The organism is uncultured Pseudoteredinibacter sp. (assembly GCF_947502065.1).
GTDB lineage: Bacteria > Pseudomonadota > Gammaproteobacteria > Pseudomonadales > Cellvibrionaceae > Pseudoteredinibacter.
In genome coordinates, this window is sequence record NZ_CANMYE010000003.1 from 252,778 (window position 1) to 266,811 (window position 14,034).

Annotated in this window: 14 protein-coding genes; 9 read left to right on the forward strand and 5 right to left on the reverse strand. The window is 46.2% G+C overall.

Annotated elements, in window-relative coordinates:
* Positions 1 to 358: 358 nt before the first annotated feature.
* The 3 genes from Q1A41_RS10775 (at position 359) to Q1A41_RS10785 (ending at position 3,113) form a co-directional block, all read left to right on the forward strand.
* On the forward strand, positions 359 to 1,630 hold the full coding sequence (locus Q1A41_RS10775) for a GGDEF domain-containing protein (RefSeq protein WP_299978421.1): 1,272 nt from the start codon (positions 359 to 361) through the stop codon (positions 1,628 to 1,630).
* A gap of 88 nt (positions 1,631 to 1,718) precedes the next feature.
* On the forward strand, positions 1,719 to 2,699 hold the full coding sequence (locus tag Q1A41_RS10780; RefSeq protein WP_299978424.1) for a threonine dehydratase: 981 nt from the start codon (positions 1,719 to 1,721) through the stop codon (positions 2,697 to 2,699).
* Positions 2,700 to 2,729: 30 nt separating this feature from the next.
* Positions 2,730 to 3,113 (forward strand): VOC family protein, encoded by a 384-nt coding sequence (locus Q1A41_RS10785; RefSeq protein WP_299978427.1) that lies wholly within the window; start codon positions 2,730 to 2,732, stop codon positions 3,111 to 3,113.
* Here the strand turns inward: Q1A41_RS10785 and Q1A41_RS10790 are convergent.
* Positions 3,110 to 3,577: an Lrp/AsnC family transcriptional regulator gene (locus tag Q1A41_RS10790; RefSeq protein WP_299978430.1), complete on the reverse strand. Its 468-nt coding sequence runs from the start codon at positions 3,575 to 3,577 to the stop codon at positions 3,110 to 3,112. The genes Q1A41_RS10785 and Q1A41_RS10790 overlap by 4 nt on opposite strands.
* 289 nt (positions 3,578 to 3,866) lie before the next feature.
* On the opposite strand from Q1A41_RS10790, the gene Q1A41_RS10795 reads away from it, so the two are divergent.
* The 6 genes from Q1A41_RS10795 to Q1A41_RS10820 all read left to right on the forward strand — a co-directional run bounded on the left by Q1A41_RS10795 (position 3,867) and on the right by Q1A41_RS10820 (position 9,556).
* Positions 3,867 to 4,928, forward strand: a complete 1,062-nt coding sequence (locus Q1A41_RS10795) for a Glu/Leu/Phe/Val dehydrogenase dimerization domain-containing protein (RefSeq protein ID WP_299978433.1) — start codon at positions 3,867 to 3,869, stop codon at positions 4,926 to 4,928.
* Between the two features lie 283 nt (positions 4,929 to 5,211).
* A complete protein-coding gene (locus Q1A41_RS10800) occupies positions 5,212 to 5,907 on the forward strand; it encodes a hypothetical protein (protein ID WP_299978437.1) in 696 nt (231 codons plus the stop codon).
* A gap of 102 nt (positions 5,908 to 6,009) precedes the next feature.
* Positions 6,010 to 7,116 (forward strand): sensor histidine kinase, encoded by a 1,107-nt coding sequence (locus Q1A41_RS10805; RefSeq protein ID WP_299978440.1) that lies wholly within the window; start codon positions 6,010 to 6,012, stop codon positions 7,114 to 7,116.
* Positions 7,109 to 7,711: a response regulator transcription factor gene (locus Q1A41_RS10810; protein WP_299978443.1), complete on the forward strand. Its 603-nt coding sequence runs from the start codon at positions 7,109 to 7,111 to the stop codon at positions 7,709 to 7,711. The genes Q1A41_RS10805 and Q1A41_RS10810 overlap by 8 nt, the downstream gene beginning before the upstream one ends.
* A 27-nt stretch (positions 7,712 to 7,738) precedes the next feature.
* A complete protein-coding gene (locus Q1A41_RS10815) occupies positions 7,739 to 8,068 on the forward strand; it encodes a multidrug efflux SMR transporter (protein ID WP_299978446.1) in 330 nt (109 codons plus the stop codon).
* 264 nt (positions 8,069 to 8,332) lie between these two features.
* Positions 8,333 to 9,556 (forward strand): Xaa-Pro peptidase family protein, encoded by a 1,224-nt coding sequence (locus tag Q1A41_RS10820; protein ID WP_299978449.1) that lies wholly within the window; start codon positions 8,333 to 8,335, stop codon positions 9,554 to 9,556.
* Here Q1A41_RS10820 and Q1A41_RS10825 read toward each other — a convergent pair.
* From Q1A41_RS10825 to Q1A41_RS10840, 4 genes are all read right to left on the reverse strand, one after another.
* The gene (locus Q1A41_RS10825) at positions 9,553 to 10,359 is read right to left on the reverse strand and encodes a transporter substrate-binding domain-containing protein (protein WP_299978452.1); all 807 of its coding nucleotides are present in this window, start codon (positions 10,357 to 10,359) and stop codon (positions 9,553 to 9,555) included. The two genes, Q1A41_RS10820 and Q1A41_RS10825, sit on opposite strands and share 4 nt — an antisense overlap.
* Entirely contained in the window at positions 10,340 to 12,025 is a 1,686-nt protein-coding gene (locus tag Q1A41_RS10830) for an ATP-binding protein (protein WP_299978455.1), read from the reverse strand. The genes Q1A41_RS10825 and Q1A41_RS10830 overlap by 20 nt, the downstream gene beginning before the upstream one ends.
* A gap of 196 nt (positions 12,026 to 12,221) precedes the next feature.
* Positions 12,222 to 12,866 (reverse strand): response regulator transcription factor, encoded by a 645-nt coding sequence (locus tag Q1A41_RS10835; protein ID WP_299978458.1) that lies wholly within the window; start codon positions 12,864 to 12,866, stop codon positions 12,222 to 12,224.
* Between the two features lie 10 nt (positions 12,867 to 12,876).
* Entirely contained in the window at positions 12,877 to 13,983 is a 1,107-nt protein-coding gene (locus Q1A41_RS10840; RefSeq protein ID WP_299978461.1) for a histidine kinase, read from the reverse strand.
* Between the last annotated feature and the right edge of the window lie 51 nt (positions 13,984 to 14,034).

Below are 14,034 nucleotides of genomic sequence, written 5' to 3' on the forward strand. Positions count from 1 at the left end.
ATTAATGCATCACCAGCCTATTTGGCCCACCGTTTTGGGGCTGTACTGGTAATTTGAAAGGCGCGAATTGTACCCCAAGGCCCCCAGCAACTCTAGGGTGACACTGCAGATTGGCGCCGCCCAAAGTGCTCCCTTTATGCATCTGCGCTAAAGCCAAGATTAATGATGCCCCTAGCCAGCCAGCTTAATTCACACTATTGCGCCCAAGCAGCGGCATCATCAAACTACCGCCTGTCATAAAGCCATACAAATACTAATGGCTTACTCAATTATCATCACTTTCTGCCGTTAGCAAAGCGAAGGATATTGTCTAGGCAGCAGGCCAGGCAGGGTAGGAAAGTCAAGGTAAATGGTATTTATGAAGCTGTCAGAGGGATTCCATCGTTACTTTTATGCATTACAGGCACTGCTACTGGGCCTATTGGTTTATAGTGCCTACCTCATAAACGACTTTTATCAACTCACCCATGAAATTGCCAGAGTCGAGAACAACCGCTTTGACATGGTGGCTCTTGCCAATGAGTTGCAACAAAGCTCGGATCAACTCACTTTTTTTGCTCAAAACTATGTCGTTACCGGAAAAGCACAATATTTAGAATCTTTTCAGCAAATCCTTGCTATACGTGACGGTATCACAGCGCGTCCTCAGGATTATCACGCCACTTACTGGAATTTAAATGAGAGTGAACGTAATTCACAGCATTATGGCCAGGAACGTGTCGCTCTGACTGAGCTGATGAACAAAATGCCTTATAGCGAGGCCGAATTCGCGCTCCTTAATCTTGCTCAAAACCAATCTGATAAATTGGCACTTATCGAGCAACAAGCTTTTACATTGGCGCCAAACGACAAGGAAAAAGCCAAAGCGCTGCTATTTGGTGAGCGCTACAAAGAAGCCAAGCATAGTATAATGGCCCCTATTGATCAGTTTCTAATTCTACTCAATAAACGTCTGGCTAATACGCTTAGAGATTTACACCAAAGGGAAGAAAGTTTGGCCCAGTCTTTGCCAATTCTATTAGGTCTAAACACCTTACTGATGGCCGCAATTTTTGTCATGATCAATATTCGTTTTAATCGCCACCACAAAGAACTTGTTAGCCTCTCCATGAAGGATCATCTCACCCGAATAAACAATCGCAAATATCTATCTGAATACGGGCCGCAGTACTTACAATATCATCGTAGACACGGCAACGCCGTTTGCCTTGCTTTGATGGATATCGATCACTTTAAAAAAATTAATGACAACTTTGGCCACCAGATTGGCGACCATATCTTGCAACACTTTTGTAAAATCGTTGGTAGCCGCACTCGCCAATCCGACACCTTTGTACGCTATGGAGGTGAAGAGTTTGTGTTGCTTTTGCCCAATATGAGTGCTCGACAATGTGAGAAGTTTTTAAACGAGATTTGCCAGCTTGTTGCTCAAGAAAACTATATTGACCGCAAACACTGCATCGCCTACACAGTGAGTATTGGTTGGGTAGATAGCAGCAACCACTATGACTTGGAAACCATGCTCCAAAGAGCAGATGCTGCCATGTACCAAGCCAAGCAAGCGGGCCGCAATCGTGCGCAAAGAGGGGATTGCAGTAACCCAAAGCCACTGCTCGCAATTTCCAACTAAGCACAGCCTCAGCGGATCAAAACTTGGCCTGCAAATATATTCATGCTACAACAAGTACTGTGAATATAGATCTAGTTACGAGGCTAAGATGCAACCCCTGTTTGAACTGGCAGAGTTAGAAACCGTATTACCCCAAATTTATCAAACCTTAAATCCCAGTCCCTGCCGACAGTGGCCACTGTTGAGCGATGAATTAGGGTGCTCAGCATTCCTCAAGCATGAAAACCACAATCCAACCGGCGCCTTTAAAGTCAGAGGCGGCTTGGTATATCTGGAAAACCTGTTAAAACGTGAGCCGACTTGCCAGGGCATCGCATCGGCTACCCGCGGTAATCATGGACAATCGATCGCAATGGCCGCGGCTAAGCTGGGGCTCAAAGCTCTGATTGTTGTGCCAGAGGGTAATTCAATTGAGAAAAATGCCGCTATGAAGGCCTTTGGGGCTGAACTTGTAATCGCCGGAAAAGACTTTGACGAATCCAGAAAAGTTGCTACACAAATGGCGGAAGAAAGGTCCTGGCATATGGTGCCCTCTTTCCACCGAGATTTAGTTTTGGGGGTGGCCAGTTACGCTTATGAAATGTTCAATAGCCAGCCCCTTGATGCTGTTTATATCCCCATTGGCATGGGCTCAGGTATTTGCGCCGTCATAACCATAAGGGACTTACTCAAGCTGGATACCGAAGTTATTGGTGTGGTTTCTACTGGTGCCGATGCCATTAAGCAATCATTCGAACAAAAGAAAATAATTAGTACCGACAGTGTAAATACCTATGCCGACGGTATGGCCTGTCGTGAACCTCAAGCAGCCGCCATGAATATCATTCAAAATGGTGCCAGCCGTATTGTCAGTGTAAATGATGACGAGATAGCCTCAGCCCAGCGACAACTATTTTCATGCTGCCATACTGTTGCTGAAGGCGCAGGCGCTGCTGCGCTAGCTGCACTCAAACAAGAACGGGATCTACAACAGAACAAGAATATTGGCCTAGTCTTGAGTGGCGCTAATATCGATCGAGAACTGTTTAGCCAAGTGTTACAAGGCAATACGCCGACAATGCCTAAGTAACTATACCTAAATAACTATACCTAAATAACTATGATTACCGGTTTAAATCATATTACCTTAAGCTGCAGTAGCCTCGAAAAGTCCCTTATTTTTTATCATGGCCTACTGCAGTTTGATATCGAGCACCGCTGGGACAAAGGCGTATACCTTAGCTGCGGTAGTTTATGGTTTTGCCTGGTAGAAAAAGAAAACTATCGAGCCGCACTACAAGGTTATAGTCATCTAGCCTTTAGCGTTGCCCAAGAAAATTTTGAAAGCTGGAAAAACAAATTGCAGGCCGCCAAGGTACAACAATGGCAAGACAATAGCAGCGAAGGCGATTCGCTATACTTTTTAGATCCAGATGGCCATCAACTTGAATTACATGTTGGTAACCTGCAGAGCCGCCTTGCTTCGATTGCAAACCACCGTTAAACCGCATCCAAGGGCAGTTCTGTGCTCAATTTAATTTCACTCATCGCTACACTGGAGTTGAATTCTTGCACCCCTGGCAATTGGGATAAAACATCACGATACAAGCGCTCGTAGTGCTCCATATCTTTAGTGACAATGCGCAATAGAAAATCCACCCGCCCCAGCATCACATAACACTCCGTCACCTCATCCACCTCTCGAATACGCTCCTCAAAGGCATGCAATTCCTGTCGGCCATTGGCGGTAAGCTTAACCTCGGTATAGATGACGGTATTTAAGCCCAACATTTGCCGATTAAGCAGCCCCACTCTCGCCCTAATATAACCGGCCTCCTCTAGCCTTTTTATTCGGCGCCAGCACGGCGGCTGTGAGAGGTTTACCCGCTCGGCGATTTCTGAGGCCGTTAGACTGGCATCGCGCTGGATAAGCTTGAGTATCTTTCGGTCGACTTTATCGAGATCCATGTTTACCCCTTTTATCAATTCACCCAAAGCCTGGCCACAAAGAAGGCAGGCCCCGCAAACAATCGAGCTTTTTATATATGGAAGTATCTTTTAAAGCCTCGCCTGCCACAACAAAGAATATTTTATATCCAATATACATATTTAAGGTAATTATTATTCACAAAATAGCCATATTCTCTAAATAAAGGCATAAATTTTACATCCCGATAGGACTATATTTGAGGGCTATTCGAGCCCAATAAGCTTGGCATTAAACAGTACAATGAATTAGAAAGAACGAGGCGAGACTATGTCTGTTTTTGACCATCCAGACTTTGACCAACATGAACAAGTGGTATTTTTTAACCACCCACAATCTGGCTTAAAGGCCATTGTTGCTATCCACAATACCAATCTTGGCCCATCACTAGGCGGCTGTCGCATGTGGCCCTATGCCTCGTTTCAACATGCACTCACAGATGTGCTGCGCCTATCCAAAGGCATGACTTATAAATCGGCTGTTGCTGGCTTGCAACTTGGAGGCGGTAAATGCGTCATTATTGGCGATCCGCGTGCGAACAAAAGCGAAGCGATGCTACTAGCACTGGGAGAGTATATTAATGGCCTTTCAGGCGCCTATATTACTGCCGAAGATTCCGGCACTTCTGTGCCCGATATGGAGGTCATCTCTCGCAGTACAGACTATGTTGCCGGCATTAATCCCGAAGGTGAGCACGGTGGAGATCCGTCGCCTACTACGGCTTACGGCACTTTTGTAGGCTTGAAGGCTGCCGTGAAGCACCGCTTCGGCCAAAGCGATCTGACTGGCTTAAAAGTCGCTATCCAGGGCGTCGGGAATGTTGGCTTTCACTTGGCGCGACATCTGAAAGATGCCGGTGCTGAGCTTATCGTAAGCGATATTTTCGCCCAGAATAGCGAGCGTGCCGCTGAACAACTTGGCGCAACCGTAGTGGCCCCCACTGATATTTACGGCGTGCAAGCCGATGTGTTTGCCCCTTGTGCTTTAGGCGGCAGTATTAATCAAGATACCGTGCAGGAGCTGCAGGCCAAGGTCATCGCCGGCGCCGCCAATAACCAGCTGGCACAAGCCCAGGTTGCCGAAACCCTTTTAGAAAAAGGCATTCTGTATACTCCGGATTATGTTTTGAATGCCGGTGGCATCATTGATATCGCTTATCAACGTGAAGGCAAAAGTCGCGACGAGATGCTAGCCCACGTCGATACGATTGCGCACACACTTGAAGAGATCTTTGGGCGTGCCCAAGAGCAAGGTTTACCGACCAATCGCGTTGCTGATCAAGTTGCTGCGCAACGCGTTTACGCTCCTGAAGGCCTACGCGCAGCGAGCTAAAGCTATGGGGAAGGTAGAAATCTTACTGCCTTCCCCGACTTAGACATCCGTTAACACGCATCAATAACTCCCCATCTCTATATCGCCTTCCTCATCACGCCTCCCTCATCACGCCTTAATCAAACCCCAATCAACCCGCCCCTCTTAACAATTCGAAGCTCATTCATCCACTTTTCATCTTATGACATTTGTCACCCAAAACTCCTGACAAAGCTCTCTAAAAACTCTTGCTGAGTTTTTGCATACTGATCCCACATTAAACAACAGCCCTCGGGAGATCATTATGAAAAAGCAAATCTTAGCAACGGTTATTGGTATCTTTAGTCTAAACAGCATGAACATCCTAGCGGACCAAGCCACCATCAATGACATCGAAGCCGCAGCTCGCGCCCTCGATACCGTCAGCCTACAAGAGCTGAGCCAAAGCAGTGACAGCTATGATAGCGCATTGGCCAACTATCGCCTTGCGGTGAGCTTTAATGTAAAAGCCGATAGCGAAGCCGCTAACGCCGCCTTAGACAAAGCCATGGAAACCATGGAAGGTCTAACGGCCGAAGAGCCTGAAAATCCAGAAGCCTGGGCTCTATTGGGACATATCTACGGCACCAAGATCGGCTTTAACCCAATGAAAGGCATGTATTACGGCCCTAAGGCTGGCAAAAGCATCGCCAAAGCGAAAGAGCTAGCCCCCGAAAACCCAAGAGTAAATTTGGTATCAGGCGTTAGCGATTACTTTACCCCAACTTTGTTTGGCGGCAGTAAGACCACAGCCATCAAGTCACTAAGTTCTGCCATCAATCAATACGCTGATGACAGCGACTCTGGTTACCATTGGGGTCTTGCGGAAGCTTATGTATGGCGCGGTCTTGCACAAATGGAACTGGGTGAGAGCAATAAGGCACTAAATGACTGGCGCGCTGCAGTGGCTATCGAGCCAAACTTCTACTGGGCCAGTTCATTGATCGAAAAGCATCAATAAAAATATCCACTCGCTAAAGAGCAAGTACCTTATCTCGGATAAGGTACTTTACAGCGCCTACACAATCCCTAAAAATGTGTGCTTCAAAAATAAGGAAACATAATGAAAAACGACTATATGCCTTCACTCTTTGCCCCTCGGGCGCAAAAGTGGAATATGATCTCACTATTATTTTCCTTGTTCTATTTCCTACCTGTCATTATGTCGGCAGAGTATTTGAAGCTAGCGGATTGGATTAAAATCTTTGTTAGCTATGCCGTATTTCTCGGTTTGTATTTTTGGGGCTTAAAGAGCGATTCGAAAAATGCAATCTACCCCATAGCGGCACTGATCATTTGCTGCATTTATGTTTCTAGCTTTACGCCTGGCAGCAACGCTCTGTTTGGCTTTGCGATGTTTCTTACCGCCTACTATTTTCCATTACCTAAAGCCTTGTGGATACTTGCATTAACGATTGCTGCGGAGATCGTTGCTTTCGCTTTGCTGCGCAACTATGACTTTATGTTTTTGGGGATCGCGATATTTCTGAGCTTAGCCCTTTTTATTAACGCCGTTTTCGTACGCAAAGATTTACTGCATCGCTTCGCCGAAGCGAAAGATCAAGAACAGATTCAACAATTGGCAACAATCGCTGAACGTGAGCGTATCAGCCGCGACCTACATGATCTACTAGGACACAGCTTATCGAGTATTGCACTAAAAGCCGACCTAGCTGAGAAACTGCTGAAGGCTGGTCAACATGACAATGCCGCCAAAGAAATCGGCGAGGTGGCTGAGCTAAGCCGCAGCACATTGAGCGAAGTCCGCGAAAGTGTTTCCGGTTTAAAGAAAACAGGCCTAGGCGCAGAGTTCAAACTGATGTGTGAGAGGCTAACAAGTGCCGGATTTGAATCTGAGTGTGACAATCAACTCAAGGCGGACTCAATCTTAAGTCCCGAGCTCGAAACCACTTTTATTCTGCTATTGAAAGAAGCCTGCACGAATGTCTTACGCCACAGCAAAGGTAACAAAGCTCGCCTATGTCTAAAGCTGGAGCAGGCTGAGCTGTACATGAGCATCTGGGACAACGGCGAAAACGCCGAGATAAAACCCGGCAATGGAACCTTAGGCATGCAAGAGCGTTGCTCCGCCATTGCGGCCGACTACCGCATTAGCGCAGGCCCTGAAGGCACTTCTGTGATTATTCGAAAAGAGATAAGTAATGACTAAAGTTTTAATTGTTGAAGATCAAGCCTTGGTGCGCGGTGCTATCGCCGCATTAATTCAGCTAGAGGAAGGTTTGGAGGTGGTTGGGCAAGCGGAAGACGGTCTGCAAGCCTTGAAGTTGATTGAAGAATTGCAACCTGATTTGGTATTGAGCGATATTGAAATGCCCAATATGACCGGGCTTGAGCTAGCGGAAAAGCTGCGTCAGCAATTTCCCAAAATTCGCGTAGCTATAATGACCACCTTTTCTCGCGCGGGTTATATTCGACGAGCGATCGAAGCGGGTGTCGGTGGTTTTATTTTAAAAGAAGCGCCCTCAGAAACCCTGCTAGCAGCAATCTCACAGATTATGCAAGGCAAAACAGTTATCGATCCAGAGCTAGCCTTAAGTGCACTTGGCGATAATGACCCGTTAAGCGATAAGGAGCGCAAGGCCTTGCGTCTAGCCGGAGAAGGCTTAAAGACCAGTGAAATCGCAGAAAAGTTATTTTTATCGGAAGGCACAGTCCGTAATTACTTATCAGAAGCCATAGCCAAGCTTAGCGCCAGTAACCGTATCGACGCGGCAAGAATCGCCAAGCAGAAAGGCTGGTTGTAAAATCCTAACGTCAAATAGAGCATAGAAATGACTTATCTACTCTTAGCTGCGGCTGTCATCACCGAAGTTTGCGCCACGCTGTTATTAAAAGCCTCAAATGGATGGGAGAAATGGGAGTATGGCATGGGCTCGATATTCTTTTACTCCTTGTCTGGGCTTGTTTTTGCATTTGTGCTCAAATCCATGAATGTTGGGCTAGCCTATGCAATTTGGTCTGGGGTAGGTATCGCCTTAGTTTGTATAGCCTCGGTCTTTATCTGGCAACAACGTTTTGATACGGCGGCAATAAGCGGTGTCGTATTAATTTTTGCAGGCACTTTATTAATTACCGTGAAATCCAGTATGACAATGCAATAAAACACTGATCAGATAACATACAAAGAGCTTTGCTGGTTCTTTGTATAGCCCTCCACTTACTCCACCCTTGTCCTACACTAGCCCACCTTGGCCCCTCTCCACTGCCGCCCCCACCATGACAAGGCCCTAGGCCAGCCAAATTTTATGCCGTCGAAGCGAATTTTTCCGCATTCTACTTGGAGGGGACTGCAGAAAACCGCTACACCTTTTTGCCGATAGACATAATAATAAGCCCCTAAACTAAAAATACTCATGGAGATTAGCATGACCATAGGCGTAGGCGGCTCGAGCCCCGAAGTAGAATTGGCAAAACTGAGCGAGATAGCGGCAGATATGAGTAATATTGTGCCTATCAGTAAAGAAGAATTTATCGAACGCCAGCAGCGTGCCTGTCAACTCATGCAATCACAGGGTGTAGAGGCCTGCTATCTAAATGCTGGTACAAATCTGTATTACTTCACTGGTCTTAAATGGTATGCCAGTGAACGTTTGGTCGGTGCCCTTCTTTTGGCTAATGGTGAGCTTCACTATATCGCACCGCACTTTGAAGAAAATTCTTTAAGAGACTTTATGCTGATCGACGCCCCATTTCACGGCTGGCATGAGCATGAAAGCCCACATCAGCTGTTGGGCGAGGTATTAAAACAAGCCGGTATTGGTTCCGGCAAACTCGGTATTGACGATTCCACAGGCTTCTTTCAAGTGGACGCTATTGCCAAAGCCAACCCTCAGCTTGAGATTGTAAACGGTGCCAGTGTTAGCACGGCCTGTCGCGCTCAAAAGTCAAAAGCCGAACTGGCTTTGATGCAACGAGCTAAAGATATGACACTGGAAGTGCACAAAGCAGCGGCTAAAATCTTGCGCCCTGGCATTAGCACTACTGAGGTCACGCAGTTTATTAATGAAGCCCATAAACGTGTAGGCGCCAGCGGCTCCTCCTTCTGCATTGTATTATTTGGCCTTGCCAGCAGCTTTCCACACGGTGTGAAAGATCCGCAAGTTTTGCAAGAGAACGACTGGGTACTGATCGATACGGGCTGCCTTGTCGAAGGTTATAACTCCGATATCACCCGCAGTTACGCTTATGGTGATGCCACTGACCGTCAGCGTCAGGCTTGGCAGGTTGAAAAAGATGCGCAAGCCGCCGCATTTTCCGCCGCCCAGCTAGGGCAAGCCTGTGAAGTAGCGGATTACGCTGCGCGCGAGGTCCTAGACGCGGCAGGCTTTGGCCCAGACTATGAATTACCGGGCCTACCTCACCGCACCGGGCATGGTTGCGGTATCGATATTCACGAAGGCCCTTACTTAGTTCGCGGAGACAAGACGCCTTTAGCTCCGGGCATGGTTTTTTCCAATGAGCCGATGTTAGTGCTGCCTGGAGAGTTTGGTGTGCGCTTAGAGGATCATTTCTATATGGGCGAAGACGGGCCTGTTTGGTTTACGGAGCCAAGCTATTCTGTTGACGACCCATTTGGCTATGAAGCCTAGTTACTAACCGAGCTATTCATCAGCGGCTGATTGGGCTGCTGATGAAAATCAATAAATTTCTTAGTTATGGCTTTTATCCGGCCATCTTGTTTTAAGCCGCGTAAGGCCCTTGTTACCCGCCTCTCTACATTCTTAGTGTTATCCATACGATAAATCATAGACATTGGAAAAGTTTCAAGCGGCTCTATAACAATATTATCGTAGTCACTATTACTGACTAAAATATCAAGCTCTAACGTCGCAAACAAGAAGCCACCTACTCTACCTCGAGCGACCATTTCCAGTGCGCAGGCCCGACAACTCGAAAATTCAATATTATTGAAGTAAGAGAAAAACCACTCCTGAGAGGAATCACTGATCAAACTTAGCTCACCTTGTTGCTGTGCTGCGAAGTTTGCCTTTCGCCAAGTTTGCATTTTTAAGTCATCCCTTCGATAAGCGACCGAAAAAGACACTTCGCCAAATGGCTCAGAAATATAGGCATAACCACGCTTAGCCAGCTCAGAGGCTCCGGCCTTATTCACTACAACGGGTAGATGGACATCAGCTCTAGCAAAGGCCAAATTAGATAAAGAACGAGGGAAAGGGAAAACTCCATAATCGTATTCACCATGCTCCTTGGTACCCCCAATCTCCTTTACCATCTCCGCAAGCATTAAGCTCACATTGGTTTTGTCCTCATCGCCTACTGAAAGCTGGGCTATGCTGTAAAATATCCTTTGATCGCTATTTGCAGACCACACCTGTAAAGAAAGCAGAAGAAAAATAGGCAGCAAGCAATAGCTAAGCTTCGCTAGTTTCATCGACTAAGACCTCGCAAAAGCGAAGCTGAAAATCCACGCCTTTCCCTGGTTCACTCATGACATTGATAGTGCCATTGAACCTATCCCGTACCAGGTTATAAACAATGTTCATTCCCAGCCCCGTTCGATCACTATCCGATGAGGTCGTAAAAAAGGGATCGAAGATATTTTGTTTCTCTTCCGAAGATAGTCCCCTACCATTATCACGATAATGGAGCACAAGATCTTCTCCGGATTGCTGAATTTGAAATTCTATATAGTTTTCCTTATCACTTTCAAAAGCATGAGTAATAGAGTTTCTAACCAACTGGGTCAGCACCTGATACATAGCCGACGGAAAGCTATTAATTTCAAGAGCGTCAACACCGATAACCTTAAATTCAATATTATGTTCACTCAGCTCCCGTCCTTGAGAGCCCATTACCGTTTCGATGTGTTCGACAATATCAAATACCGTTCGCTGGTCATCTTGATCATCAACCGAGACGGCCTTAAAGCTTCTAATAAGTTTGCCCGCGCGCCCTAGAGCATTAACGACTACATCCGCCGAATCTTCAGTCGATCCCAGTCCTGCCTCAAGATCATTAGAGGTTAAACTGCCGGCTTGATATCGACTCTTAAGGTGTACAACTTTACTTTGAATGAGACTTGCACCAGTAGCGGCCACACCTATTGGGGTATTCAGCTCATGGGCAACGCCCCTGACCATATTGCCGATAGATGCCATCCTTTCTGAACGAACCAATTGTTCTTGGGTAGAGCCGAGCTGTTCAACGGTAGCTAATAGCTCTTCATTAGCTTCAGCGAGCGCCTCATTTTTCCGCTGCATTTGTTCACGATGCTGCTTCTCTAACTTTTCTTTGTCTTTTCGGCTTTGCAATTCGTGGGTTAACAAAGATTGCGCCGTTCGGGATTCAACCAGATTATGCATATTTTCTTTGGCTTTGTTTAAAGCACTCGCAAGAGTCGTCAACTCATCGTTTGCTTTATCTACGCCATCAAGCCGCAGTCGATCCCCTCCGGGGTTACTGTCCATAGCGTTGGCAAAATCAACCATTTTATTCAGATGTCTTGCGACCAAATAATGGAATATTGCTAATATAAATATTGAGACGGAAAGCGTTTTAATCATTTGAAACGCCAATATAAATAGGAATTTATTGGTCAAGTCGATATAAAGCGGTGATAGCGACACCCGGACCATTAGCCGACCGATACAACTATCATTGGCGTTTCCTCCTTTATGGATTAAAAACACCCTCTCGATAAAATCAAGCGATTGGCCGGCAGCCACTCTAGCCAACTCGCTAAACTCACCACCCTCACATTGCGTCTTATTAGCCTCACCGATAAACTCATCCACCACCACCAATTCAACACCAGGTAGCGAATTTAAGCCGCTGGCAATACTCTTGACCTGGCCACGATCAACTTCCCATATACTCCTAGATAAGCTTGAACGATAACTACTGTCTATTTGTTGAAATTGAGTTTCGATGTGATTTATGCCAGAACGATAATCCAAATAGATTTGAACCCCAGTCTGCACACAAGCAAATAGGCTGCTTACCAAGAGCACATACAACAGCAATCGCCAGGCCACACTATTGCGGTCCCCCCGGCTAAAAAACTTCTTTGTCGCACTGTGTAAACTACCGCCGTTCATCAATAAACTTCTCCTTGCGGATACTGCATGGTAGTTTGCATAATCAATCACCTAGTTGATTATGCAAACATTTTTCCAAATACATTTATTATTGTTAGCAGTATAGACAAGGCTTGAGAAGTTACCCGAATAATAGCTTGGGCGAATATGGATGTGGCTTATCGCGCACTGAGATCAATAGACTGCTGTTGTTTGCCTAGTCTAAGAGCTTCCAGCGAAGTGCCTTCACCACGGCTTGGGTCCTATCCCTAGCATCCATTTTCTGTAGAATGGCGGATATATGATTTTTTATCGTTCCCTCAGACAAGAAAACAGCCGCTGCGATCTCTTTATTACTGAATCCGGCAGCGATGTAACGCAAAATTTGTAATTCTTTTTCGCTCAGCTGCTCCATCAGCAAAGGGCGGCTTAATTGTTCATCATCGATGCTCTGAAGCGATTCATTTTGTAGCAATTCTGGCTCAGCCAAAAAGCCACCTGCAGCGACGGCTTCTACGGCACTGTGCAATTTTTCTAAGCTGACGTCTTTTAATAAAAAACCATTGGCGCCCGCCCGTAAAGCCTGAATAAACAACTGATGCTCATCAAATGTCGTCAACATAAGCACTGGGGTATTATTGCCCTGTTCTCGTAGCGACTTTACAAAAGCAATACCATCCATCTTAGGCATTCGAATATCGCTAATAATAATATCTACTGGCTGTTCCTCGAGAATATTCAGGGCTTGCTCACCGTTGCTAGATTCCCAACTCATATGATACTGAGGATTCAACTGTAATAAACGGCTAATGCCCTCGCGGATTAAAGCTTGATCATCCACTAGCGCTATCGAAATCGTCATCTGTAACTCGCTATAAGGTTTTTGCTGTGATTAGGTGTAAGTCCATACCTTCACTATTGGGTTTGAGCTCAACCGTGCCTCCAAACTCTTTTAGACGCTCACGCATCCCCAATAAACCACTGCCGGCATGCCACTGCTGGATTGATCGGCCATTATCGCTCACCTTTAACTGAAAGGGCTGTTCGCTAGGACAGCTAATTTCAATTCGAGTAGCAGCACCATGGCGCAAGGCATTACTAATGGCTTCCTGCAAACAAAAAGCCATTTGCTCCGCAAGCTCCGGCGCTTCAAGCGCTAGTGAAGCTGGATATCTCAACTCAATATTCTCGGGTAAATGTTTATGTAGCTGATCAAGTACCGCCACCAAATCAATAGCTTCTTGCTGCCTACGTGCCTTCACAATCTCACGTAACTGCCCTAGGGTTTCCTTTATCTGCTGGCCGATTTCATCACGCCACAGCTGGAAGTCCGATGGCTCGGCATGTTTAGCATGTTCTAGCTGTAAGCTCAGGGCGGTAAGGCGATGCCCAATACTGTCATGCAAATCTCTAGCGATACGCATGCGTTCTTGCTGCTGACTTTGCTGAGCCAATAAAGCCTGAGTAGCATGTAGTTTTAAGTTAGTGGCTTCCAGCTGCTCTTTGTTTTCCTTCGCTTCTTTTCGCGCTTGGCTGGAAGAACTGGCAAATAACTGAAAGCCGATGAACATGACCAAACTCAACAAATGTAATGGAGATTCGGTGAAATACTGGGAATAAACAAAGAAAGGAATATTGAGAATAATCAGAATTAGATTGTTATATCGCCCGGCCACATAAGGCATCTGCCCTGCACTTACAACCAACAGCACCATAATGGGTTCAAAGGCATAACCGGCAAACAAATAAAACGCACTGACAACCTCAAAGGCCACCAGCCCCTTTGCCAACAAGCTGCTCTCAACATCGGCCATTAGGCAGAACCAAGTAAAACACAACATAAAAGCAAAAAACGCAATCGCCCGATCGAGCTGCCATTGATTATTGACTTGATAATCTACCGCCGCTACGACCAAGACGGTGAGCAGGCCACTGGCGATAAGCGCCCACTCCCCTAGGCTCAAGCGTGGTATAGACATAGACATTCCCCCCATAAACGACAACTTATTTGGCACCAACAATCAGCTGTA